Raw genomic sequence first — 23,545 nt, forward strand, 5'->3', positions numbered from 1 at the left:
GTCGGTCACCGACTCGTCGGTCCCCGGTCCCCGGTGCCATTCAGGGCGTTGTGCAGGCACTTCATCGACCAGGAGGCCGGTCCCCGAGCGGCTCTCGTGCTCCTCACCGGGCTCCGCGTTCACTGCCTTGGTCCCCGGCTCGTGGGTCCCGTGAATCGAGTCTCGGTCCTCGGTCCCCGCCTCGGTCCCCGCTGCCCGGTCCTTGGTCCCGGGGTGCTGCTTGGCGTTCTCGGTGTCTGGTCCCCGGTGAGGTTGCAGTCCCCGGTCCCCGTTCCGAGTGACGACGATGTGGGGACCGTCGTTGGCCGAGCTGCTCTCGGTGCTAGCGGCGGGGACCGTGGTCGCCATCTCGCCGGAGCGCGGTGGGGACCATGGGGAGGGCAGCGGGACGGTGGCGAGCGCGAGCGCGTGTCGGCGGGCGGCAAGCTGGGCCAGCAGCTCGGCTCGCTGGGCGGGGACGGTGGCGACCGAGGCCCGGCCGATCGCTATCGACAGCCGCCGGGTCAGGCGCCGCCCCCGTCGACTCTGCCGCTGCTCGGCTGTGAGTTCGGCAAGCCGGGTGGCCAGGGCCACGGCGCGGGCGGTGGCGCGGTCACGGGTGATCTGCGCAGCGTCGCGGTCCCGGGCGGCGATGCCAAGTCGGGACAGCAGGCGCTCGCGTGCTTCTCGCCCGAGAGTGGCGATCAGGCCGTGGGAGGCGGCACCAGGGGTGCGCAGGCGCAGCTCGATGCCCATGGCCAGGTGCCAGAGCATCGCCGCCATCACCGGTCCGACGAAGGCGCGGACAGTGCCTCCTACGGGACCGCTCTCGGCGTAAGCGGGGATCACCTGCACTCCGGTGATGAGCCACACCAAGGTGCCCGGCAGTCCAGGAGCGCCCTGGGTGTTCAGGTTCTGCCGGGCCATCAGGGCGGTGGCGAACAGGCCCAGTTCCGCGGCAGCGAACATGCTGGCGCGTTCGGCCGTGCCGGCGATGTTGAGATAGTCGGCGGCGAAGCGCCAGCTGGTGTCGGCGCTGTAGGCGGTGCAGCCGAGCGCGGCCAGGGCGGCGACCACGACCGCGGCATTGCCGAGTCGTTTCTGCGGGTTCTGTGCCCGTCGCCGGAACGCCCAGCCGACCAGAGCCAGGGCTAGCGCGGCGGCGGGGACGCCGAGGGCGAGCAGGTGGGAGAGGTCGGGGCTCGCACCGAGGGACAGGGAAGGGTGGGTCATGCGGCCTTTCCGAGAGGGGCGTGCGCCGAGGCCGGCGCCACCGGGCGGGTGACGGGCTGCTGTCTGGCGGGCCGGGCGGACGTAGGTCGGCTGGTCTTGCCGGGTACGGCCTTCCTCTTTGCGTCCTTGCGCCGAGGTACGCCAAGGGTGCGATCGCGGTCGAAGACCTTGTTGGCCGCCTGCCGCAGCAGGTCCCGGGCGTGCTTGGTGCCGATCTGCAGGGCGACGGCAAGCCGGTCGGGTCGCCATCCGCGGACATAGGCGTGGTCGATGACGACCTGCCGCTCGGCCTCGGTGAGGTGGACGTCGCGGCCGTTGAAGAAGGCGATCACGCGGCTGTAGTCGAGGCGATGGGGCAGTCCCTTGTGCCAGGGTTCGCGTTCTTCAGCGGTCAGCCCGCCCCAGACGCCCTCCTTGAGGTCGTTCTCCAAGGCGTAGTTGAGGCAGTCGCGGCGCACGGGGCACATGGCGCAGAGTTCCTTCGCGTCGGCGATGGCCTCGTAGTCCCGGGGCAGGGGAAAGAAGGTGGCGTCGGCGTCGTCGGGGTCCATGCCGTGGCAGGCGCCGTGGGGCTGCCAGCTGGTGTCGCCGATGCCGCGCAGGCCGGTGGCCGGCGTGGTGTGGGTGGTGATGTGGCGCAAGGTGGTCTCCGGTGTGCTGCCGCGCCGGCCGACAGCAGGTCGGCGTGGGTGGACGCGGCGTCGGGCGCCTGCTGCGGCGCGGGACAGGGGCGCGGCAGCAGGGGCGGGACGGTGGTGTTGCGCGGGTGCACCGGACGGTGCACCGTCGTGCGAGTCGGTCAGGCCAAGGCCGCGTGCTGGGCGGCGGCGAGGTCCAGTCGGCAGTGATGCGGGGTGGCCCGCGGGGCGCTACCGCGTGCGAAACCGTCGGGGTCGACGCGTCGGCGACGGCACGGCTCGCCGACCGGTGCCTCGCACCAATCGCAGCGCACCGAGAGAGCGTCGGGCTGGCCCTGGGCGAGGGCTGCCTCGCGGGCGGCGCGGGCGCGACGGAAGGGCGCGAGGGCAGCCCTGGCCTCCGGCGGAATGCAGGAGCCGACTTCCTTCAGCCGGGCTTCCAGCCTCGGGCTGACACGGCTTGCGGCCAGCTGCCGGTACATCACCGGCTGGGCGGAGCCGGTGGCGACCGCACGGCGGGTGCCGACCAGCTCAGCGGTCCATGCCGCCTGGTCGTCGGGGTCGGCCGACGGGGTGGGGTCGGTGTGCCGGTGCAGGCGGTCGCGCTTGTAGCTCTCCCACGGGCGGGCGATGTCCGCGGGCAGGATCTGGTATGGCGAGACGCGGATGTGGCGGCGGGCGACGACGCAGGCGTCCCAGCCGTGCGGCGTGGCCAGCGGTACCTCGTCCAGCAGCTCGTGCCACTGGGCGAGCTGGTCGCGGGCTTCGCCCTGGTCGGTGCGGATGGTGCGGGGATCGAGTCGGCCGATGTAGGCCAGCAGGGCGGCAGTTTCGCGGCGGTCCATGGGCTACTCCGTTCCGGTCGGCGTCGGCTCGTTGAGGGCGGCGAGGAGAGCGGCGGTGTGGGCCTCGGCGCGGGTCATGCCGCCCGTCGGGGCGTGTCCGTTGCCGGGTATGGCGTAGAGCTTCGGGCGGGCCGGAGCGTGCTCCCGGGCGATCCAGGAGCGCCAGTCGGCAGCCCAGGCAGCGGGCGGTCGGGGGGTGTGCCCGGCGCGGTGGGCGCGCCACTTCGCGTCGGCTGTTCGCAGGCCCTCCTCGCCGAGGCGGTCGAGGTGGCCTTGCTGGCGGGCCCAGGTGTGGCTGGCTGGGTCGACCTGCCAGTCGGCAGCCGAGGTGACGGCAGCACCACTACTGCTGCCATTCCGGTTCAACTTAGGTTCTCTACGGTTCTGTGTGTCGGATTCCGTACCGTGCTGGGGTCGGATTCCGGCACGTCGGGGGGTCGGATTCCGACGCGAGGGGCCGGATTCCGTACCGGCCGGATTCCGGCGGGAGGGGCCAGATTTCGCACCCTTCTTGGGCCAGATCCCGTACCGCCGCAGGCCCTTCTCGGCCTCCTCGTCCAGCTTGGGCACCGGATCGGAGTCGGTCGGTGGGTCGACGTACGCCTCCGGGTCCTCGCGTCGAGCGTCGGCGACCTTCGCAAGCCACGCGGCAGCCCGGGGCAGCCGGTACACCGTGGTCCGTTGCGGGCCCTCCAGGTGCCCCAGCACCCTCAGCTCGCCGCTCTTGTCGAGCGCGACCAGCGCGTCCCTCACTGCCGTCCGGCTGGCGTTCGTTCTCTGCACCAGACTCGTCAGCGAGGCCCAGGCGACGCACCTGTCGTCGGCGACCCGGTCGGCGATCGACAGCAATACCAGCCGCGCGGTGCCCCGGCTGGAGCTGTGCTCCCACACCCACTCGCGTGCGTTGACGCTCATCGGACACCCCCGGCCGCGACGCACGGCCGGCTGTTCACCGACGCCGGGCTGGCGTGCAGCGTGCCCAAGCGATGCGACGCCAGGGCGAGAGTCGATGCCGCGCAGGCCGGATGACGGGGCCTTTTGCGTATGGCGGGAGGCATGGAAGAATCCCCTTTGCAGTGTTGCCACGCTGAAGCGCCCGTCGGAAAGGGATCAGCGTGGTGATGGTGGGCAATCTCCGCCCTCTCTGGCCTAGCCGGGCCGGATCGGGGCGGTACGTGCCGCTACGCGTTCGGCGTCCAGGAGTAGCCGCTCCTGGGCGCCGTCGCTGTATACGGACCTGCGCGAGTCGTTGGGTTCCTGCCCTCCTCCTCACGCTCGATGGGCACCAGGCGGGGTGCCCGGGGGACGACGAACATACGCACCGACCCGTGTCAAGATCCAGAGTTGGCTCTAAAACTCTGTACTTGTTGCAGAGAGTGACGAGGTCGCACGTCCGGTCGACTGGTGGCGATCGACCATGTACTGCTGAGCCGCTGCGGGGCGACTGCCGCGATTACCGGCAGTACTCATAGACACGAAGCCGTAATTCGAGGCGCTAAAATCTGCGCAGAAAATATGAGGTGGTCAATTCCGGCGCTTGTCGTCGCCCTCATAGCACCGAATGGCGAATCAATAACCGTCGCGCTGCGCGTACCGCTATCCGGCTTCGGGTTGTTGTTTCAGTGGGCCGGCTCGACGGATGTTCCGGGTCGTCGTCGACGTCGACAAGCAACCGGCTAAGCGGTGGACACAGACCGAAGGACCCGAGCGTCTTGGACATGATCCTCACTGCGACCCCCTTGTGTCTCATGCCACATTGATGGGCGGAACTGCTGGCCAGAGCGATTTAAGTCAAGCCCGTCCGACCCCGTCAACGGCGATCATTTGTCCAGTTTGTGGGGGTAGGTGGCCAGGGTCTTGCAGTAGTTGGTGCGTACCTACGACGCCGTAACTCACGTATCAGGTAAGGGAAATGCCAGCAGCGGTGCCAACCGAATGTCCGCTAAGAAGTGTGGTCTAGACCGTTCATCGCTCCGCTCAGCGAAAAGCGGCAACGTTTTGCCGATTTGCCGGCCACCTCAAGGAGTGGATCTTGAGGCATGTCCGTTTAGGGCGTGAACGTGCCACCATGTCGCGCCTCATTTGTTCGACGTTGAACCATGTGGCCGCCTTTCGCGGGCGACCCACCCGGTTCAAGATCGTTAAGGATTGCGTATGGTTCTTCCGGGAGGCGAAGGGCGGGTCCAGCGCATTCGCTGCCGCTGGGCCCTTATGTGCGCCCAGAACGTTGCGTCTCCTGAGAGTCAAAGGCAGGATTTTCGTGGTCACGCAGGAACAAAAGCCCAGCGGGAATGACGCTACGGGCGGGCAGATTTCGGAGCGCGACGGCAGCGGACAGCAGTGGCCGGCCACTACATGGGCTTCGGTGCCCTCCTGCGCAGGTGGCGCAAAGCGGCAGGGGTAACGCAGTACCGGACGGCCAGGGCTCTGGGCATGAGTGAGCGCACGTATCGCAAGATCGAACGTGGCGCGACGCCACCCCGGCTGTCCCGCACGCAGTGCGAGGCCCTCTCCGAGCTACTTCGGCTGGACCGCGACGAGCGCCACGCGCTGCTGCTCTACAACGTCGGCTCGATGCTCGTTCCGCCGAGCGGGTCCGGCCAGCCGGAGCTGCAACAGGCTTTGCGTCTGCTCATCGACCGGCAGATGCCCAGCCCCGCGTACTTGTGTGACCAGCACTGGAACATTCTGGCCTTCAACACGGCCATGGCGGAGTGGTGGCCGTGGGTGATGGAGCCGGGCGCGAATCTCATCCGGTGGGCTCTGACGACGCCGGAGGCCCGCGCTCAGTACCAGGACTGGGACAAACACGCCTCGGCGTATGTGAAGATCCTCAAGTTCGCCCAGGCCACCAGGCCGAATGATGCCGAGCTGCGCCGGCTGATCGAGGACGTCAAGAAGGACCCCGACGTGCGGCACGTCTGGGAGACCGAGCACGACATGGGGGAGACCCGCGATGGCCATGTCTTCCGGATGAACGTGCCGACGCTGGACTGGGAGACGATCGAGGTCGTCAGCCACGTCCTCTATCCGGCGTCGATGCCCGACTGTCGCTTCGTCGTGATCACCTGGATCGAAGGCCACGGCGACGACGAGCGCGACGCGCTCGGCGGCGTCCGCGACGCTTGGGCAACCATGACCGCGAACGAAAACGACGTGGCGACGGCACAGCGGCACGCGCAGAACCGTGCGGCCGAGGACGCCGCCACCCGTTGGCGAAGGGAAGCGGCAACCCTCGCGGCCCGCATGGTTGTCGCCACTGCAGAGGAAGCAGCAGCACTAGCGGGGGACAACGGCGTCCCCCTGCCGGCCATCAGCGGGACCGTGGGTTCCGACGTCCACCTGACGCTTGCGCCGGACAAGCGCACCGTGGTCTGGGCCACCGAAGAGACGACCGGTAGTTGGTCCGTCACCCATGTCTCGCCAGCCACCGTTATCGCTCGCGTGCCCAGGCACGCGGTAGAGGGCGCGTGCCTCCTTGAGATGCGTCAGCTGGTGCGCGCTGCGCTGCCGGCCGATCCTGCGGCGGCAAGCGTTCGCATCGGGCAGCTCCTCGACGAGTGCGACACCGAGCAGCGTGTGCTCCGCGATGTCCTGCAGCAGGTTCAGGAAGGCAATGCCGAGTCGCCGAAGAGCTGCATGGCAGGCTGAGGGACCGCGATGGACGGCCTTGCTCAGAGCCGCCCGCCGACAGCATCAGTGGCCCCCATGCCATCCGCCCCCACACACAGGAAGACCTTTCTCGTGAAGAAGTACACCTATGCCCTCCCGTTGCGCTGGGCCGACGCGGACGCGTACGGGCACGTCAATAACGCACTCTTCCCCCGATACATGGAGGAGGCGAGGACCCGGATGTTCCAGGAGATGCTGCCCACCGACGAAACCGGCCGCCGCCAGCACGCATTCGTGGTCAGCCGCTCCATCGTGGACTACCGCGCTCCCCTGTCCTACCGCGAGGAGCCCGTTGACGTGCACGTCAGGGTCGTCACCTGCCGGGGGGCGAGGCTGGAACTAGCCTACGAAATCCGTGACGCGGACCATCTGTATGCCGAAGCCACGACCTTGATGGCCGCGTACAACCTGGAGACCGGCAGGCCGCGACGGATCTCTCAAGCCGAGCTGGACTTCCTCGCTCGCTACACCGAGTCCTGAACCGCTGCGCTGTCTCTGCATGCATGCAGGCCCCGGCTGACGACGTCCAGCCGGGGCCCATGCGTCTCTGGCCGCATCCGTCACTGCCGGGAGAGGCGGTTGAGCACGTCGAGAAGCGGGAGCACGTGGCAGGGCTACGTCAGCGAAGCAGCTCGTCGCCGGAATCCTGTGGCGGAAGGAACTTCGCGGCTTTTCGGGCCAGGACGGCAGTGAAGTATTCACGTGCGTCGGGACGCAGTCGTGCGAGGGCGACCATGCCAGTGATGACAGCGTCGGCCACCTCGTCTTGGACGTCTGTCCACGTGTGGCTGTGCCCTTTTCTCGGGTTGGTGCCCCGGGCTCCGATGACGGCCTGCGCAGCCTCGCCAACCTCTTCCGCGAGCTTGAGCACTTGCAGGGTCCATTGCTCCTCTGGCGCGAGTCCGTTCTCGGCATCGAGACGGCTGAACGTGTCGGCCAGACGCTGGATCGTGTCCCAGTCGTCGGTCAGAGCGCCGCACCTGTGCTGACCGCGGGATTGCGGAGGTAGTGCGGTTCTGCGCATCAGTGCTGGATCGCTGACGAATCCGAGCCCCTCGTACAGAGACCTGGATTCGTCACTGGCGTGCAGTTCGAAAAGGGTGATGTCTTCCTGCTCCAGGTCGTTGAGGAGCGCGGTGAGGGCGGCTTTGGCGTAGCCGCGACGTCGGTACCCGGGCCGGGTGGCCACGGCTTGGATGCGTGCGGCCAGTCCCTTGGGATACCGGGGTGCGGGCAGTACGGGGCTGACGAGTGCCAGGGCGCAGGTGACGAGTCCTCCCTCGGGTGCTTCGACAACGTAGGCCCGGGCATCGCCGTGAGCCTGGAGGCGTTCGGTCAGTTGGTCTCGGCACAGGGCCAGCCAGTCAGGGGTGAGCGGCTGGGAGAGGATCAGCTCGGACCGCAGGCGGGTGATGCCTTCGGCATCGGCGGGCGTGGCACGGCGTGGAGTGGTCACGGGATCGGTCCTGTTGATTCGGCGATGGGTGAGGCGGTAGGGGGTTCACCGGGCGAGGCCCGCCTCAGTCAGGGCTGGGATGACGCGGAGACGGTCGTGTGCGGGTCGGTGATGGGCGAGAAGCGGGCGGGGGCGTGGTCGATGGGGAGGTCCGGGCGCCAGGTTGTGAGGATCTGGGCGCTGCACTCGAACAGGTCCGGCGGCAGGGCATCCAGCGGCCACCAGCGCCAGTCTCCGACACTCTCGCCAGGCTGGTCGGCCGGCTCGCCTTGCCAGTGGGTGACGAGCGCGCCGAAGGTGATGCGGACGACGTCGCCGACCTGGTCGAGGAACATGCCGAGAAGACGGACGTCGGCCGGGTCGGCGCACAGACCGGTCTCCTCGGCGAGTTCGCGCACGACTGCCTCGTGCAGTGACTCGCCCGGCTCCACGGTCCCGCCGGGCAGCTCCCGTGTGCCCAGCCGGTGTCGGCCGAGGAGGAGGCCCTCGGGTCCGAGGAGCACTGCCCCGACGCCGACGGCCGCATGGGCGACGGGTGGCTTCGCGGTGGGGGACGGGCGGTGATCCGGGCCGGCCGGTGGACCTGGAACAGTCGGTAGGAGGCGTGGTTGTTCTTCTCCGGCGCGTCGAGGACGGTGATGCCCTGCACGCGGAACCCGTAGTGCACGAGCAGGTCTCCCCACAACTCGGGTGTGAGCACCCACATGTGCACCGTGAGATCGTCGCCGCCGGCCATGCGCAGGATCTCCGGGCGTGGGGTGACGGTCGAGGCGGGGCCATCGCCGGCGGAGTTGGTGTGCAGCACGGTGAAGTACAGCCGTCCGCCCGGCTTGACAGCGGCCGACAGGGCGGGCAGGAGCCGGTGCGGGTCGATGAAGTGGAAGGTGCTGAGGGAGTAGATCACGTCGTACGGGGCTGTCGTGCCGAGGTACTCGACGGCGTCGGCGTGCACCAGCCGCAGGTCCGGTACATCGGGGTAGCGGGCACGCGCTCGCTCGATCTGGCTGAGGGAAGCATCGACGCCGTCCACCTGCGCTCCGTAGGTGCGGGCCAGGTGGGCGGCGTGCCGACCAGGGCCGCAGCCGATGTCCAGGACCCGCAGGCCCTCGACGTCCCCGAGGAGGGCGTCCCCCGGCCCGCTCGCTGCAGGGCCCCAGCTGATCCGTTCCACTTCCGGCAGGGGAGTGGCGCGCTCCAGGTGGTGCTTTCCATAGGTGTCCCAGGCGAGGCGGGTCTGATGCTCGATGTCCAACACGTCGACCTCCGTGCTCAGTTCAGGGATGGAGTGCATAGCAGCGCAGCACGTCGAGATCGGCGGTGCGTACGACCGACCAGCCCGCGGTGAGGATTTCGGCCTCGGCGGGTGTGATCCCGAGGTGCCTGTACGGATCGTCCTCCTTACGGCGGCCGGCGAGTTCGGTGACGACCCAGAAGGTCCCGCCGGGCGCCAGGACCTGTCGGACGCGGTCGAGGAAGGCCGCCTTGTCGTCGATCCACCGGTAGACCAGGCGGCAGGTGATGACCGCATACGCGGCATCCGGCAGGGCGCTGAGGTCGTCGGAGACGAAGTCCATCAGATGCCAGGCCGGCCCGTCGCCCCGTTGGGTGTTGCGGGCCGCGGCGATGGCGCTGGGCGCGAAATCGATGCCGATGGTGCGGTATCCGAGCTGGTAAAGGTGGCGGGCGAGGGAACCCTCGCCGGTGCCGATGTCGAGTGCCGGGCGTCCGTGGCCCGGTCCGACATGGTCGGCCAGCATCGCTGCCTCGGTGCGGGTGACCTCGCGATACCGGCGTCCGCCGGCCCAGAGCGGCTCCCAGTAGTCGGCGGCGGGCGGCACGGTCGCCCCTCGGCCGCTTTGCGAGCGGGCAGGACAGCAGGGCTCATGGTCTTGGGCGTCGGCAAGGGCTGCAGGCGCTGCTTCGCCGGGAATGACGGGCCAGTCGATCTTGATCCGCGTGTGTTTCTTATGGAACACGTGCAGGCCGTCGGTGTAGGCGCCGGTCGGTCCGGTGGCGTCCTTGGGCTGGACCGTGATGTGCGGGCAGGGTGCGGCGCGGTGGTTGCGCTGCCAGTGCCGGACGTGCTCGGCCATTTCTGTGGCCGCCAGGTGACCGGCCGGTCCGTAGCCGTGGATGACGAACTCGTATAGACCTTCGCCGTTTTCGCCGTCTCCGATCCGCTCGTGTGCCAGACGGGCGAGTGACCTCCCACGCACCATGGCCGCGCCGGGCCAGTGCGGGGGTGGGGGACTGACGAGGCCGGTGTCGTGGTCCGGGTCGACGGACAGGCGGCAGAAGCCGGGGAGAGCCCCGGCCAGATAGAGGGTGAGGGAGTCGAAGGGTTCCTCACCCCCGACGGTGACGTGCGTACGGACCGTTGAGGGCGCCATACCGAAGGCCGGGGCCAGCTGGTCGACGGGCATGGGCGTTCCGTCCTCGAAGGCAAGGCGGATGCCGCAGCCTGGGATGGTGCGTAGATTCGGTTCCCATGCGCCGGCGCCCTGCATGGGGACGAAGCCGCACACGGTGAGCGGCTCCTCACTGACGAGCGCACCGTCGCGTTTCGTGAACCCAATGGACCAAACGTACTGGTGGAGGCGTAGCGGGGCGACGAGGCGTCCGCCCTCCGCGACCATGGTGATCCACGGCAGATCCCAGGTGTCGACCGTGACGATCACCGCGTCGAATCCGCCTTCGGGGACGGCATCGGCGGGCAGATACTCGGCGTCCGCGGTCAGGACACGGACACGGTCGTATCCGGCGGCGGCGAGGAAGCGGGCGGCGCGGTCGGTGACGCCTGGGTCGATGTCGACGGTGGTGACCTGGCCGGTCCGGCCGACCAGTTCGGCGATCAAGGCGGCGTTGTAACCGCCAGAGCCGACCTCCAGGACACGGTCGTCCGGCTGGATGCGGGCCGCTTCGAGCATCACGGCCTGCAGCCATGGTGCGCTGACGGAGCTGCTGATCCGGCCGTCGGGCGTGTGACGGGTGGGGATGATGTCATCGGCGTACGCGGTCTGCACGGGCACGTCCGGTGCGAAAGCATGGCGGGGAACCCTGCGCAGGGCGGCCTCGACACTGGCGGTGCGGACGTGGCCGGCCGCGAGGAGCTGATCGACGAGCCGGTGCCGCAGTGCACTGGGATCGTGTTCCTGCGCGGTAGTGGGGGGAGCCGTCACCCTGGGGCCTTTCGAACGGGTCATGCGGGATCTGCGACGGTGGGGGAGCCGGGGCGGGGGATGGTGCCCGCGGGGGCGTACTGGGCGGCTTGCGCGTCGAACATCGAGGCGTAGCGCCCTTGGGCGGCCATGAGTTCGTCGTGGCTGCCGTGCTCGACGAGGCGTCCGTGGTGCAGGACGTAGATGCGGTCGGCGTGGCGGACGCCGGACATGCGGTGGGTGACCAGGACGACGGCCCGGTTCGGGGCGGCGAGCCGGCGGATGCGGTCGAAGGCGGCGATCTCCGCTTCCGGGTCGAGGGCGGAGGTGGGCTCGTCCACGATGAGCACGCCGTCGGCATCCGAGGTGGCGCTGCGCCAGTGGGTCCGGGCGAGCCCGATCTTCTGCCACTCGCCGCCGGACAGTTCGCTCGCGCCGCGGAACATCCGGGCCAGCAGGGTGCGCAGCCCGTCGGGAAGCTTTGCGATGACGGGACCGGCACCCGCGTAGTCCACCGAAGGCTGCAGGTGCTCGGGATCGGCCGGCCGGGCGGGCCGGCCGATCCGGATGTTCAACGCCGCTGTCACGGGCCAACGTTGGAAGTCCTGGGTGAGCAGTGAGACGCGGTCGAATACCTCGCAGCGGTCCAGGGAAGCGATGTCCGCTTCTCCCCACCACACGGTCCCGCTCTGCGGCAGCAACAGGCCCGACAACACCTTCATCAGAGTGCTCTTGCCGGAGCCGTTCTCGCCGACCACGGCGGTGACCGAGCCCATGGGCAGCGTGAGGGAGACCTCGTCCAGGGCGGGGACTTCCCGGTCCGGGTAGCGGTAGCTCACTTTTTCCAGAACGACCTGCCTCACCCGTGCCGGGACGGGCTCACCCCCGCTGGGGATGGTGCGCCGTGCCGCCTCGTCCAGGAACCGGGCGTGGTCGCGGACGTAGAGGGACTCCTCGTGCAACTGGTTCACATTCATCACCAGCGCGCCCAGGCTCGCCGAGCCGGACCGGACGGCGATGACGGCGGTCCCGGCCACGGCCAGACTCATGTGCCCGCTCATGATCAGCCAGAACATGGCCGCGTACGTCGCCGCCATGGCGAGTCCGGACAGCGCGGCGGCCACCCACTCGGTGACGGCTTTGCCGGTGGCCAGCCGCTCCTGCTCGGCCTCGGCGCTCTCGGCCATCCGCTCGTAGCGGCTGAGCAGGAACGGCCCGACGGCATGGATGCGCACCTCCTGTGCGGCGGTGCGCTCGGTGAGCAGGTTGCCGATGAGGCGGCTGGCCCGCACATGCTCGACCCAGCTCATCACCGACACGTACCGTTCCTGCGCCACCCGCATCGCGCCCCAGCCGCGCGGCGCCGCGATGAGAATCAGCATCGGCAGGAGGACCGGGTGGAGGATGGTGAGCACGCCGGCCGTGGAGATCAGGGAGATGGTCCCGTTCAGCGCGGCCACGCAGGCACTGATCATGCGGCGGGCGGATCCGGCGCCGTACTGGGCGACGTCGATCAACCGCCGGAACTCCGGGTCCTCGATGGCCTCCAGTTCGACCGACGCGGCGGCGGCCAGGTACTGGGTCGTCGCGATCCGCTCCACCAGCGGCTCCAGCCGGCCCGCCCGCGAGGTGGACCATCCGGCCAGGCCCGAGTTGACCACGGCTGCTCCGGCGGCGGCGAGCAGTCCGGGCAGAACCGCGTGCAGCCGCTGCCCGGGGGTGCCGGAGCCGAGCAGCGCGTGCATGACGGCGTTGACCGCGAGCAGCCCGATGGCTGCGGCGAGACCCTGCGCGACCTCGCTGATCGCGACCGTGAGCAGCGCGCGGCGGTCTGCCTGCCACGCCATCCGCAAGGTCGCCCCGACCAGCCTGGGCATGGAGCGCAGAGCCGACATCATCGTCAAGTCCAGCCGGGCACGCTCGTGTTCCGACCAACCCAAGTCGTAGCGCAGAGGACCGCCGAAGAGTTCCTCCTCGGCGTCGGAGACCTCCGGCTCCGCCATCCGCACGCGTCCGAAGAACCTCTTCACCGCGCGCCTCCTGGCCCCGGCCGGCTCAGCGACCGGAGAGCCGGCGTCGGCAGCCACCGCGCCATGGTGGCGACCGTGATCATCCGCACAGGGGCCACGCCGCTGGACTCGTCGCGGTACGAGTACCCATCCCCTCGTGCCACGTTATGAGGAGTCGCATGTGTTGGTGTTCTGGCCGAAGTCAACGTGGTCCCCCTTGACGGTTGTGCGGCTGGTTCGTGTGGCTCAACGAGCCGGCCGGAATTTCGAACACATGTGTTTCGGTCGTGTTGGTAACCCTGGGATTCAGCGTGCGCCGGAGCTTGCGGGTGGCATCGACCCTTGCGGCCCCTGGGTCAGGGGTCGGAGCGGCGGTGGCCAAAACGCCGAGCATGCTGCTGCGGCGCCGGGGACGGGCGCGGTCTCGTCGAAGCGTGTGAGCAGAGCGCCGGATCATCCAGGGAGCGGCGGTCGACCGCGGTCATCAGGAGAAGCGGGCGATCGCCCGCCCGGTGTGAGTCCGCAACAAGGTGCCGGCCCTCGCGAGGTCCTCGGGAGTGTCGACCGCCAACCCATCGTCCGCGACGCCGAGCATCCGTACGTCGTGGCCATGCTCGATGAAGCGCAGCATCTCCACGCCTTCGGTACGTTCCAGCGGCCCCTGAGGGAGACGCCGGAACGTGTCGAGGGCCGTTCGGGTGAAGCCGTAGAGACCGAGCTGACGCAGGTACCTCGGCCGGTCACCGCGCGGGTAGGGGATCGGCTGCCGGGAGAACATGAGGGCGTTGTGCTCGGCGTCGACGACGACCTTGACGACGTTGTGGTCCAGGACGGCACCGGCGTCGTCCAGCTCCGTGTATGCGTTCACTGCCAGGGCTCTGGGTGCCAGGTGCTCCATGGCTTGGGAGACAGCGTCAATCGCGGTGGGGGAGATGAACGGCTCGTCCCCCTGGACGTTGATGTAGGCGTCTGCGGGCAGGCGTTCTGCGCACTCCGCGACGCGGTCCGTGCCGGTGAGGTGTTCTCCGGTCCGCATGCACTCGATGCCCAGGCGGTGGCACACCTCCTCGATGCGCTCGTCATCGGTGGCGACCACCACCCCGTCGAGGCGCTCTGCCTCCAGGCAGCGCTGGTGGACGTGCCACAGCAGCGGCTTGTCCCCGAGCTGCGCAAGGGGCTTTCCTGGAAATCGGGAGGCTCCCCAGCGGCACGGGATAACCGCTATGTGGTGGCGGCGCGCGGTGCTCGGCGGTGCGGCGGTGGTGGCTGCCACGGCGTACTCCCGTCGGTGAGTGTCAGGAATGGGTGGGGCGGGGGAGGAGGGCCAGCTTGGCGCGGACAGTCGGCGAGGCAGAGTCCTCGAAGGACCGCCACTCGTATCCGCTGGCCTCTTCGGTTTGAAGCGTCACGGCGTGTTCGGCCCGGAGGAGGAAGGCCCAGCGGAAGTCGACGTGCTGGTGTGCCGGCTCGCCCTTCGCGGGGTTCGCGGCGATGTCGTGTACGTCGATGTCCAGCGGCACGGTCTCAAAGCCGGGGAGGGGGACGACGGCATCGCGAGGAATGCCGGCTTCCTCGCCGAGTTCACGAAGGGCGGCACCGGGAAGGTCTTTGTCCCCTGGCTCGTTGTGGCCACCGGGCGCGAGAGCCTTGCCCGTGGCGTTGTGCTGAATGTGGAGCACCCGGTCGCTGCTGTCGATGACGATGGCGCTGCACGTGACGTGCGTGGGAAAGGTCTTGCGGCTGGTCGGATCGTCCCCGCCGGCAAGGGCGACGAAGAGCGCAGCCAGGGCGTCCCGCTCGGACGGGTGGCGGGTGAGGTACCCCTCAACGGTGGCACGGATGTGGTCGGGTGAAGGCGGCATGGAATCACCTGTCGAAGTAGTCGAACCAGATCCTGGCGATGGCCTGGCGGTCGGGTGCGGGCATTTCATGGAGACCGGACTGGAAGCGGCCGTGGCTGAGGGCCGCGGTGGCGGCGAGTATCTCGGCCTGAACGAGATGGATGTATGAGCCGACGGCGGCGCCGTGCACGAAGTTGACGGCGCCGCCGTCAGCGAGGACGTAGAAGTAGTGGCCCGTGATCTCGTAGCGCGTCAGATGCTCGCTGACCGGGGTGCGCTTGTAGAGGCCATGGAGGCTGCCGAGTTCAAGTTCGTCCTCTGAGGACGTTACCGAGGCGAGGTACGCCCCGTTGCGCAGGGCGGAGAAATCGCCCTGGCGGAGGGCGAGGTTGCCGGTGGCACACAGGACGAGTTCCGCCTCCCGCAGCGCCTCAGCCGTCGACGCGCTCGTACGGAAGCCATGGGAATGCGCCTGCACTCTCTTGACTGGATCGGTGTCGTGGACGGTGACGCGTAGGTCTTGGGCGCGCAGCGTCTGAGCGATGGCCCGGCCGACCTTGCCGAACCCGATGACGCAGGCATTTCGGCTGGTCAGGATGTCGCCGCGGGCGCGTACGAGGGCGTCGGTCGAGAAGACGATGGACCGGCCCACTAGGTGGTCCTCGCAGTCCTTCAGCGGGGAGCGGGCCACCGAGACGACCGGGCAGGGCAGGCGGTCGAGTGCCGCGTACCGCTGGTGTCCGTTCTCGGTGTCCTCGACGACGCCGAGGACGCGACCGGAGAACTTCTCTACCAGGGTGTCGAGGCACGGCGCGAAGTAGCCGCCGATGTCTATCAGGATGACGTTCCGGCCGCCTGCTGTGTCCTCCAGGTACTCCAACGCCCAGGTCGAGTCGGCAAACAGTTCCCGGTTCAGGTCATGGATGGTGAAGGCACGTCGGACCTTCTCCAGCGTCGGCTGGTCGACGGACCTGGGCTTGGGCAGTACAGCACCGACCGTGGACGTCGCGGCCATCGCGCGGAGGAACGCAGGCCGCTCGGAGAGCAGGTGCGTGATGATCAGCGTGGTGACGTGCTCGCCAGCGGGGAACCGTGTTGTGATCTGCCGGAAGAAGGCTTCCAGTCGGGCCCTTTCAGGACTCTCCACTGCAACTCCTCCTGGTGTCCCGCTGGTTATGCCGCGCGGCCGTACGCGGCGGTCTCGGCGGCCAGCGCCTGCATGTGGGCTCGCATGCCGTTGTGAAGGTCGACCTGGGGCTGCCAGCCCAAGACCTCATGGGCGCGGCCGGGGTCGGCGCGGGTGGTGAGGACGTCGCCGCTGCGGGGGTTTTCCTGGTGAACCTGGATCTCGCGACCGGAGAGGCTGTTCGCAATGTTGATCACTTCCAGCAGTGAGGCGCTCGAACCACCCCCGACGTTGATCACTCCGCTGGCGGTCGGGATCGTGGCCGCGGCGATGGTGGCGGCGACTGCGTCGTCGATGTACGTGAAGTCCCTGCGCTGGTGACCGTCTCCGTACAGACGCAGTGACTGGCCGGTCAGGGCGGCCGTGAGGGCGCGGTGCGTGAACATGTCGGGACGCTGCCGGGGGCCGTAAACGGTGAAGTACCGCAGAGCGACGACGCTGGTGGGGCAATGGGCCTGGGCGGAGTGCGCGAGGCAGAGCTGCTCCTCGGCGAGTTTCGTGACCGCGTACGGGGATGCCGGCTGTGGCCGGTCGGTTTCTACGCTCGGACCGCCCTCGGTGGGGCCGTAGACGCTGGAGGACGAGGCCACCACCAGCCGGGGAACACCCATACGGGTGACGGCGTCCATGACGCGGTGGGTGGCGAGGATGTTGGAGGCGACGTACTCGCTGAACTTCGGCCCCCAGGAGGGGCGTACCCCGGGGATGCCGGCCAGGTGAAAGACGGCGTTCGCGTCCACGAGCAGCGGCTCGATCGCGCAGTTGAGGAGGTCAGCGGTGACGTGCATGTACCCCGGGAGCCTCTGCAGGGCGGCCAGGTTGGCTGCGGCCGTGGGGTCGGTGGCAGGGTCACGACGGTCGACGCCGATGACGACGGCGCCGGCCTGGACGAGGGCCTGCGCGAGGTGGGAGCCGATAAAGCCGGCGTCGCCGGTCACCACAGCCCGGCGGGGCACGGTGGTGGTCATGTGGGATGCGTGCTGTGACACGGAGTTCTCCAGGAATCCGAGGAGGGTTGTGGTTCAGGCGAGCCGGGCGAGAACGGTGCGGCCGTGGCTGCTGAGGGCGAGATCGTCCTGCTCGTGTCCGCGGACCAGGGCGGTGACGGCCTCGATCGCACCGAAGGACTCCAGCAGTCGCTGTTCGGTGTCGTTCAGCGGCGTTCCGTATCCGGCGAAGAAAGCCGTGCGTAGGTGGGGAGCGGCCTGCCAGCGGCGGAATTCCAGCCGGGCGAAGTCGCGGATGCGGGCGTCCCGGCGCATGTGCTCGAAGTCGCACATTCCGAAGGCGTCCCCAAGGAGCCAGTTCCGCGGCTGGTAGTCGAGGTGGCACACCGCGCTGTCCATGAGCGTGTTCGCCAAGACGTCCGCGCTGTGGCTCATGCGGTCGCGTTCGGCCGTGGAGATGAGGCCGGCCCCATCTGCACGGGCGATCCAGTCGCGTAGCCGCTGGGCGAGTTCCGTGCCGACGGCGCCGGTACGCGGTACCGAGGTGGCGTGGTGCAGCTTGCCCAGGACGCGCCCGGCCTCGTAGTGAGCCTGTTCCTCCTCCGGCGACCCGGGGGCGACCGCATCCGCCCGTACGCCGCGCACCGCGGTGAGCAGCAGGGTGCATGTTCTGTCCTGTCGGCCCACCACTCGGGGGACGTGCCCGATCAGGTGAGCTCCCCAGGCGAGATAGGCATGGAGTTCTCGGATGTATCGGTCGCGTTCGCTGTGCTGCTTGGCGAAGAACTCATTGCCGTCGGCGTCGACAAGACGCAGGACTCGGGGCGGGAGAGTCGGATCGTGCACGATCCGGACCGCTCCCAGCGCGCCGCGTGCCAGGCTCAGCCGCGGATCATCGGACAGCGTGATCACGCGACAGCCTCCTGCGATAAGGCGGCCAGGTGCTCGGTGTCGTTGTGGCGGTCGAGCATCCACCGTCTCTGCCCAAGCCGGTTGAGGTGGTGTTGCCACCGGGTGATGGACCCGTGAGAGACCGTGAACCCGGCCGGAGATCCGAGCGGGATTCCCAGGAGCAGCGTGTGGGCGACGATCACGGTCTCGCCGTGCGCGGCGAACAGGATGCGCTCACCCTCGTGATGGGCGATGAGTTCCCGTAGGAGGCGGCCTGCCCGCTCCAGGTAGCCGTTCCACGTGTCGGATCCAGCAGCCCACGGCCTGTCCGGGTGGGCGTGCGGCCCGCCGTCGGCGGCGGTTTTCACCTCGGCCCAGGGTCTGCCGTCGGCGGCACCGTGGACCGGACCGTCGAGGCGGTCGTCGGTGAACATGGGGAGGTTGAGGGCCTGGCTGATGATCTCGCCGGTCTGGCGCAGGCGGAGGCGCGGGCCGGCGTATAGGGCGTCGAACGGCTTGTTGTGGTGCTCGGTGGCGAGGCGAAGCGCGACTCGTTCGGTCTGGGCGTATCCGCGGTTGGTAAGTCCGGTGCAGGTGCGCGGGCCGCCTACCAGGCCGTCGACGTTGCACTGGGCTTCGCCGTGGCGGACGAAGACGAGTTCGGTGGTGATCATGCGGATCCTCGGGGGCAGGGTCGGGGCGACCAGCTGTAGCGGTAGCCGTTGCGCCCGGCGTACGGAGCGGTCAGCACGGCGTGCAGGGCGAGGAAGTCGTCGAGCCGCTCGCGATCCGTGATGCCAAGATCGGGGTCGTGGCGTACGGCGGCCTCGTTGTAGGCGCGCAGGGCCGAGTCAATGGTTGGAGCCGGCAAAGGCCCGTACGTCAGGACCAGCGTCGCGATCAGTTTCGCCAGGTCGTAACCCATCGGCGCCAGCGTCAGATCGTCGGTGTCGACCGTGTAGATCTCGCCGGCCTCGGTGATGATGAAGTTTCGCGGGTTGCTGTCCTTGTAGAAGGCGGTCGGCCCCTCGGCGGTCTTCTCCAGCAGCGTCAGCAATGCGTGCAATGCCCCGCGGTCCGGCAGGTACCCCTGTTCCAGCCTTCTTCGCAGGGCAGCCTGCCGGGGACCGATGTAGTCGCCGAACGCGATGCCGTCACGGAAACGGTGGGGCCTGTTGAGCGCGGCCGGCCGGAGGTCGGTGGTCCAGGCGGCCCCGTGGACATCGCCCAGCAACCCAGCCAGGGCCGGCAGGTCCGCGGTCCGGGCAGGACGGCCGTCGATCCACTCGTATGTCAGGCTCGTCGGCCCCACCACCGTCAGCGCCGGAAGCCGCAGCGGCGGTGCGTGCTCGACGAGCCAGGCGTGATGGCGGGCTGCCGAGGCCACCCGGCCGGGGGTCTCGTAGTGCTTGGTGAACTGGCGAACGCTCATGACCGTCCTCCCCCTGACTGGGCCACCACGAAGGTGACGAGGGACTTGGTGGTGAGGGGCCGGTCCGGCAGGAACTCATGCAGTGTTGCCGCGAGCGCGCCAGGATTGCCGTAAAGGCCCGGGGCGAGGTCGTACTTCGGGTTGGTGGCCAGGTACTCCGCCACGTGGTCGTGTCCGTCGAAGGTGAAGCGGTGTTCCTCGTGCTCCACAGCGAGTACGTCGAGCGACACGGCGGCCAGGTGGGCGAGGTTGTCGCTGTGCGCCGAGATGTACAGGCTCTCGTGCTGCTCGGCCCGCGGGTCGAGGCCGGCGGCAGCGACCAGCTGGTCCATCTCCCGGTAGCTGTCGAGCCCCTTCGTGACGAGCACGGCCAGCCCTCCCGGAGCCAGCACCCGCTTCATCTCCGCGACCACCGTCTGAGGCTGCGGTGAGTGGTAAAGGCAGAAGGCTGCGACAGCGACGTCGAATGACTGGGCAGGAAGCGGCAGTTGGTGGAAGTTGCCCATGAGGAAGCTGACTGGGACGTCGGGGAGCCGTTGAGCGCGGTGTAGGGCCTGTTCGATCAAGGCCGGAGCCGCGTCGAGACCGAGTACCCGCTGCGGCCGGAGTTGCTGGGCCAGGGCCAGACTGCTTGTACCGCGACCACAGCCGACGTCCAAGACCAGGGCGAGCTTGTCTACCCGCTCGTGGTGGGCGCGCACCAGGCGCACGATCGTGTCTGGTACCGGGCGTCCGGAGGTTTTCGCCCGCATCAGGGCATTGGACCGGCCGGCCAGCCGCGAGGCGTGCCCATACAGCTCCGCTTGCCGCGCGGGGTCCAGGAAGGGGTTGGCGCCGCTCATGCCGCACCCTCCCCTCGGGGGCGCGGAGCGCTCAGCGGTGCTCGGCGGCGACCTTGCGCAGCCAGCGGTGCGTCTGTCGCCGGTTGCGCAGCAGTACCACCTCGGCACGGCCCGAGGCGAATTCCTCGATCTTGGCCATGACGCGCGGGCGCATCTTGCGGCGGTACGTCGCCACGTACTTGATCACGCCCCAGTGGATGCGGTTGTGCACCCCGTTGCCCTTGTGCCCTGCCCCGTGCCGGACCTGACGGGAGAAGATCCCGTACAGCGCGGCCACGGTCGAGACGTCCATGAGGACCACCGTGTCGCAGGCTTCGAGCCGGATCTGCAAGGTGGAGTTGTAGTTGCCGTCGATCACCCACTTCGGCTGCGCGACCAGGTCCCGCTGCAGGGCGGCGAACTTCTCCATGGGCAGCGCGTTCCACGCGTCGTCGTAGAACGCGGCGTCCAGGTGCGTGACCGGGGCGTCGAGGATCCTGCCCAGCTCGCGTGCCAGGTAGGACTTGCCGCTGCCTCCGCAGCCGACGATGGCGACCTTCTTCATGGTGCTCCAGCGTAGAGGCGCTCGGGTGCCCGGTCGGACCGGCCGGTCGGACACGTTCGGATGATCCAGGTGCCATGGTCTGGGAAGTCAGCTGCATCACGCCGCTCCCCGCTCCACATTTACGGGGCTGGCGGCCGTGTCCAGTACGGCTTCCAACGCGTCTACCTGCCGACTCAGGCGGAACAGGCCCAGGCGGTCCAGGCAGGTCGCGATCAGGTCCGCGTGCTGCTGGGAGCCGGCGATCCGCTGGAGGTGGGCGAGCCGCTCGATCACCTCGCTGCCGGAGCTGACGATCAGTTCCTTGGGCACGAAGCGGTCCGCGTGCAGGATGTCGGCAGGGGTGAGCGGCAGGCAGCCGGCGAGGACGGCCTCGAAGATCCGCTGCGTCATCTGCCCGACGACGGCGTATCGCTCCGGCAGCATCAGCACGGTTGCCAGAGACCTGCCATACACGGCGTGGACCGCCTCGAAGGGCAGCCTGCCGAGGAACCGGACGTGCGGCCAGCGATCGGTCTTGGTCCACTTGCCCCCGACCAGGTGATCGAAGCGGGTGGCGGCCGACGCGAAGAAGCGGTCGAAATGCTCGTCGCGGTCGTACTGGTTGCCGACGTACCCGAGGACGAGATCCCTGGGCTTCTTGGCGAGCACGATCGGATCCGCCTCGTCGAGGAGACGGTCGTCGACCGGGAAGAGCAGGCGGTGGGCGCCCGCCGTAGGTTCGAGAGCGGCCTCGCACACAGTGGTCTGGCGGATACGCCGCCACACGCTGTCCGGCCGGAGCTGGCGGTCCTTATCCCAGATCACGGTCGGGGTTCCGAGCCGAACTGTGTACCAGGTGACCAGCTCTGTCTGGCGGTGCAGGTCGCAGGTGTGCCCCTCGGTGCCGCACGGGGTGGTGTTGCGCCCGTCGATTGCCCAGCGCCACTCCAGGAACAGGACGTCGATGTCCGGGGTGCCGCTGTGGAAGGCGTAGGCGTTGCCGAGGTCGTCGCCGGCCTCGATCAGGTCGCGGTCGGCCTGTAGGAAGACGATCTCGTGGCCGCGGCCGAGGAGGGCGTCGATCAGGGGGCGGCGGTGGCTGCGGCCCCCGTCCGGGGTGTCGGTGATTCCGTTGCCGAGGAATCCCCAGAAGCTGTATCCGATCTTCACTTTGTGATCCACCGACCTTCCAGCAGAAGGGCGTCCAGTCCGGAGTTGGCCAGGCAGTCCAGCGCCATCTCCGGTGTTCCGCAGATCGGCTTGCCCTTGACGTTGAGGGAGGTGTTGATCAGCACCGGCACCCCTGTACGGCGGGCGAAGGCGCTCAGCACGTCGTGCATGAACGCGTTCTGCGACCGGGTGACGGTCTGGAGGCGGGAGGTGCCGTTGGCGTGCACGATGGCCGGCACGCGCTCGCGCGCCTCGTCGGTTACGCCGGACGCCATCGACATGTACGGCGCCTCTTGGCCGAGGGTGAAGAACTCCGCGGCGCGTTCGGCCAGGACCATGGGGGCGAATGGGCGGAACGGCTCCCGGAACTTCACGGTGGCGTTCAGGCGCTCGACGACCCCGGGCTCCAATGGAGAGGCGAGGATCGAGCGATTCCCAAGGGCGCGGGGGCCGGCTTCGACTCGTCCCTGGAAGAGCCCGACGATCATGCCGTGGGCAAGCTGGTCGGCGAGGAACTCGGCGGACTCCACGCCCAGCGTCTTCTGCTGGAGCCCGGGCCATGGCGTGAGGTCAAGGGCCTGGTGCTGGTACGACGGGCCGAGATAGCAGGCCCGGGCGACGCCGGACACGGGCCGCCGGCTGCGGCTGCCGGTGTGTGCGGCGATGGCGGCCCCGATCGCGGTGCCGGCGTCGCCCGGGGCGGGCGGGACGAAGACTTCGTCGAAAATTCCGGCCTCGATGATCCGTCCGATGCTCACGCAGTTCGTGGCGACTCCACCGCCGACACACAGGCGGCGCGATCTGGTGATCGTCCGGGCCCTGCGGGCCAGATGCAGCATCACCTGCTCGGTGCGCTCCTGGAGGGCGGCGGCCAAATCCCGGTGGACGTCCTGGATCGGCTCGCTCGGGTGGCGCTCGGGGCACGTCTCGTCCATGAAGCGGCGAGAGGTCCTCGGGTAGCCCGAGGTCAGCACGCGCGGCGGGAAGTAGGCGGGGTCGACCGAGAAGCCCGTGGGAGTTGTGCGCAGGGCCCGGGCAAAAAGTGGGCGGAACCGCTCCGGATCGCCGAGGGCGGCGAGCGCCATCACGGTGCCCTCCTCGTCACCACGGCGCCACCCGAGGTGCTCGGTGACCGCGCCGTACACATAGCCCAGGGAGGCAGGGTCGTTGATCGCCTCCAGGGTGCGGGTGGAAGGGTGGAGCGCGTTGTGTCCACAGGCGATGGTGGTGGTCTGCCGTTCGCCGAGGCTGTCCACGATGAGCACGGCGGACTCGTTCCACCCTGAGGCGGCGAAGGCCGTCAGCTGGTGAGCCCGGTGGTGCAAGACAGGGATGACGCCAGCGGAGGGGAACCGCCGGCCGAGGGCGCGGGTTCGCAGATGGGTGCGCAGCGCCACCTTGGCGAAGCCGTGAGCCCTCGGCAGCGCCCGCTCACGCGTCGTCGGCGACAGAGACAGGCGCAGGGCTGCCGGGGACTCGGCCAGGTAGTGGGCGGGCTGGAAGTTGTAGGCGACGGCGTCGACGTCGGCCGCGGTGAGCCGGGCCTCGTCGAGCAGCCACTCGACTGCGTGGCCGGGGTAGTCCTTGGTGTGTTTGTGCTGGGAGAGGCGCTCCTCCTCCACGAAGCCGATCAGCTCCCCGTCTACCAGCAGGGCAGCGGAGGAGTCGTGCGTGAAGGAACACAGCCCGAGGATGACCGAGGGCGCGCGGTCCATGGTGGCCA

21 protein-coding genes and 1 pseudogene are annotated in these 23,545 nt (G+C 69.0%); 2 read left to right on the forward strand and 20 right to left on the reverse strand.

Annotated elements, in window-relative coordinates; all coding sequences use genetic code 11:
* The 4 genes from ACZ418_RS29505 to ACZ418_RS29520 form a co-directional block, all read right to left on the reverse strand.
* Positions 1 to 1,212 (reverse strand): hypothetical protein (locus tag ACZ418_RS29505; RefSeq protein WP_468368849.1); only part of this gene is annotated, 1,212 nt, incomplete at its 3' end.
* Positions 1,209 to 1,853 carry a WhiB family transcriptional regulator gene (locus tag ACZ418_RS29510; protein WP_208898239.1) on the reverse strand — a complete coding sequence of 215 codons (645 nt, stop codon included), beginning with the start codon at positions 1,851 to 1,853 and terminating at the stop codon, positions 1,209 to 1,211. The genes ACZ418_RS29505 and ACZ418_RS29510, both read right to left, overlap by 4 nt.
* A 158-nt stretch (positions 1,854 to 2,011) precedes the next feature.
* Positions 2,012 to 2,695 carry a zinc finger domain-containing protein gene (locus ACZ418_RS29515; protein ID WP_364031843.1) on the reverse strand — a complete coding sequence of 228 codons (684 nt, stop codon included), beginning with the start codon at positions 2,693 to 2,695 and terminating at the stop codon, positions 2,012 to 2,014.
* A 3-nt stretch (positions 2,696 to 2,698) separates the two neighbouring features.
* Complete coding sequence (locus ACZ418_RS29520; protein WP_468368853.1) at positions 2,699 to 3,610, reverse strand: helix-turn-helix domain-containing protein; 912 nt, start codon at positions 3,608 to 3,610, stop codon at positions 2,699 to 2,701.
* Positions 3,611 to 5,050: 1,440 nt separating this feature from the next.
* Between ACZ418_RS29520 and ACZ418_RS29525 the strand changes: the two genes are divergently transcribed.
* Positions 5,051 to 6,346: a helix-turn-helix transcriptional regulator gene (locus ACZ418_RS29525; RefSeq protein ID WP_468368960.1), complete on the forward strand. Its 1,296-nt coding sequence runs from the start codon at positions 5,051 to 5,053 to the stop codon at positions 6,344 to 6,346.
* 93 nt (positions 6,347 to 6,439) lie between these two features.
* Positions 6,440 to 6,847 carry an acyl-CoA thioesterase gene (locus ACZ418_RS29530; protein ID WP_364031834.1) on the forward strand — a complete coding sequence of 136 codons (408 nt, stop codon included), beginning with the start codon at positions 6,440 to 6,442 and terminating at the stop codon, positions 6,845 to 6,847.
* A gap of 139 nt (positions 6,848 to 6,986) precedes the next feature.
* On the opposite strand, the gene ACZ418_RS29535 is transcribed toward ACZ418_RS29530, so the two are convergent.
* From ACZ418_RS29535 to ACZ418_RS29610, 16 genes and pseudogenes are all read right to left on the reverse strand, one after another.
* A complete protein-coding gene (locus tag ACZ418_RS29535; protein WP_468368856.1) occupies positions 6,987 to 7,823 on the reverse strand; it encodes a GNAT family N-acetyltransferase in 837 nt (278 codons plus the stop codon).
* Between the two features lie 68 nt (positions 7,824 to 7,891).
* Positions 7,892 to 8,326 (reverse strand): NUDIX domain-containing protein, encoded by a 435-nt coding sequence (locus ACZ418_RS29540; protein ID WP_468368859.1) that lies wholly within the window; start codon positions 8,324 to 8,326, stop codon positions 7,892 to 7,894.
* 203 nt (positions 8,327 to 8,529) lie between these two features.
* Positions 8,530 to 9,114 (reverse strand): annotated as a pseudogene (locus ACZ418_RS29545) (class I SAM-dependent methyltransferase); the annotation flags it as partial.
* Complete coding sequence (gene fxlM / locus ACZ418_RS29550) at positions 9,098 to 11,026, reverse strand: methyltransferase, FxLD system (RefSeq protein ID WP_468368862.1); 1,929 nt, start codon at positions 11,024 to 11,026, stop codon at positions 9,098 to 9,100. The pseudogene ACZ418_RS29545 and the gene fxlM, both read right to left, overlap by 17 nt.
* Positions 11,023 to 12,984, reverse strand: a complete 1,962-nt coding sequence (locus ACZ418_RS29555; RefSeq protein ID WP_468368962.1) for an ABC transporter ATP-binding protein — start codon at positions 12,982 to 12,984, stop codon at positions 11,023 to 11,025. The genes fxlM and ACZ418_RS29555 overlap by 4 nt, the downstream gene beginning before the upstream one ends.
* Positions 12,985 to 13,474: 490 nt before the next feature.
* Complete coding sequence (locus tag ACZ418_RS29560) at positions 13,475 to 14,263, reverse strand: 3-deoxy-manno-octulosonate cytidylyltransferase (protein ID WP_364031820.1); 789 nt, start codon at positions 14,261 to 14,263, stop codon at positions 13,475 to 13,477.
* A 22-nt stretch (positions 14,264 to 14,285) separates the two neighbouring features.
* Positions 14,286 to 14,852 (reverse strand): NUDIX hydrolase, encoded by a 567-nt coding sequence (locus tag ACZ418_RS29565; protein WP_468368865.1) that lies wholly within the window; start codon positions 14,850 to 14,852, stop codon positions 14,286 to 14,288.
* A gap of 4 nt (positions 14,853 to 14,856) precedes the next feature.
* Complete coding sequence (locus ACZ418_RS29570) at positions 14,857 to 15,978, reverse strand: adenosylhomocysteinase (protein ID WP_468368868.1); 1,122 nt, start codon at positions 15,976 to 15,978, stop codon at positions 14,857 to 14,859.
* Between the two features lie 26 nt (positions 15,979 to 16,004).
* Positions 16,005 to 16,985 carry an NAD-dependent epimerase/dehydratase family protein gene (locus ACZ418_RS29575; RefSeq protein ID WP_468368871.1) on the reverse strand — a complete coding sequence of 327 codons (981 nt, stop codon included), beginning with the start codon at positions 16,983 to 16,985 and terminating at the stop codon, positions 16,005 to 16,007.
* 54 nt (positions 16,986 to 17,039) lie between these two features.
* Positions 17,040 to 17,876 (reverse strand): aminoglycoside phosphotransferase/kinase family protein, encoded by an 837-nt coding sequence (locus tag ACZ418_RS29580; protein ID WP_364031808.1) that lies wholly within the window; start codon positions 17,874 to 17,876, stop codon positions 17,040 to 17,042.
* Complete coding sequence (locus ACZ418_RS29585; RefSeq protein ID WP_364031805.1) at positions 17,873 to 18,529, reverse strand: histidine phosphatase family protein; 657 nt, start codon at positions 18,527 to 18,529, stop codon at positions 17,873 to 17,875. Before ACZ418_RS29585 ends, ACZ418_RS29580 begins: the two co-directional genes overlap by 4 nt.
* On the reverse strand, positions 18,526 to 19,287 hold the full coding sequence (locus ACZ418_RS29590; protein ID WP_364031802.1) for a phosphotransferase: 762 nt from the start codon (positions 19,285 to 19,287) through the stop codon (positions 18,526 to 18,528). The genes ACZ418_RS29585 and ACZ418_RS29590 overlap by 4 nt, the downstream gene beginning before the upstream one ends.
* Entirely contained in the window at positions 19,284 to 20,129 is an 846-nt protein-coding gene (locus ACZ418_RS29595) for a class I SAM-dependent methyltransferase (protein WP_364031799.1), read from the reverse strand. Before ACZ418_RS29595 ends, ACZ418_RS29590 begins: the two co-directional genes overlap by 4 nt.
* A 31-nt stretch (positions 20,130 to 20,160) precedes the next feature.
* Positions 20,161 to 20,673 (reverse strand): P-loop NTPase family protein, encoded by a 513-nt coding sequence (locus tag ACZ418_RS29600; protein WP_344016702.1) that lies wholly within the window; start codon positions 20,671 to 20,673, stop codon positions 20,161 to 20,163.
* A 96-nt stretch (positions 20,674 to 20,769) separates the two neighbouring features.
* The gene (locus ACZ418_RS29605; RefSeq protein ID WP_468368877.1) at positions 20,770 to 21,834 is read right to left on the reverse strand and encodes a glycosyltransferase family protein; all 1,065 of its coding nucleotides are present in this window, start codon (positions 21,832 to 21,834) and stop codon (positions 20,770 to 20,772) included.
* Positions 21,819 to 23,537 carry a carbamoyltransferase family protein gene (locus tag ACZ418_RS29610; protein WP_468368964.1) on the reverse strand — a complete coding sequence of 573 codons (1,719 nt, stop codon included), beginning with the start codon at positions 23,535 to 23,537 and terminating at the stop codon, positions 21,819 to 21,821. The genes ACZ418_RS29605 and ACZ418_RS29610 overlap by 16 nt, the downstream gene beginning before the upstream one ends.
* Between the last annotated feature and the right edge of the window lie 8 nt (positions 23,538 to 23,545).

The sequence above is a fragment of the Streptomyces sp. NPDC030820 genome, from assembly GCF_055572075.1.

What these genes read in the sequence shown, in the direction of transcription:
- ACZ418_RS29515 (WP_364031843.1), bottom strand. Translation starts at nt 2,695, where the DNA reads ATGGACCGCCGCGAAACTGCCGCCCTGCTGGCCTACATCGGCCGACTC.
- ACZ418_RS29520 (WP_468368853.1), bottom strand. Translation starts at nt 3,610, where the DNA reads ATGAGCGTCAACGCACGCGAGTGGGTGTGGGAGCACAGCTCCAGCCGG.
- ACZ418_RS29525 (WP_468368960.1), top strand. Translation starts at nt 5,051, where the DNA reads ATGGGCTTCGGTGCCCTCCTGCGCAGGTGGCGCAAAGCGGCAGGGGTA.
- fxlM (WP_468368862.1), bottom strand. Translation starts at nt 11,026, where the DNA reads ATGACCCGTTCGAAAGGCCCCAGGGTGACGGCTCCCCCCACTACCGCG.
- ACZ418_RS29555 (WP_468368962.1), bottom strand. Translation starts at nt 12,984, where the DNA reads ATGGCGGAGCCGGAGGTCTCCGACGCCGAGGAGGAACTCTTCGGCGGT.
- ACZ418_RS29565 (WP_468368865.1), bottom strand. Translation starts at nt 14,852, where the DNA reads ATGCCGCCTTCACCCGACCACATCCGTGCCACCGTTGAGGGGTACCTC.
- ACZ418_RS29575 (WP_468368871.1), bottom strand. Translation starts at nt 16,985, where the DNA reads ATGACCACCACCGTGCCCCGCCGGGCTGTGGTGACCGGCGACGCCGGC.
- ACZ418_RS29585 (WP_364031805.1), bottom strand. Translation starts at nt 18,529, where the DNA reads ATGATCACCACCGAACTCGTCTTCGTCCGCCACGGCGAAGCCCAGTGC.
- ACZ418_RS29590 (WP_364031802.1), bottom strand. Translation starts at nt 19,287, where the DNA reads ATGAGCGTTCGCCAGTTCACCAAGCACTACGAGACCCCCGGCCGGGTG.
- ACZ418_RS29595 (WP_364031799.1), bottom strand. Translation starts at nt 20,129, where the DNA reads ATGAGCGGCGCCAACCCCTTCCTGGACCCCGCGCGGCAAGCGGAGCTG.
- ACZ418_RS29600 (WP_344016702.1), bottom strand. Translation starts at nt 20,673, where the DNA reads ATGAAGAAGGTCGCCATCGTCGGCTGCGGAGGCAGCGGCAAGTCCTAC.
- ACZ418_RS29610 (WP_468368964.1), bottom strand. Translation starts at nt 23,537, where the DNA reads ATGGACCGCGCGCCCTCGGTCATCCTCGGGCTGTGTTCCTTCACGCAC.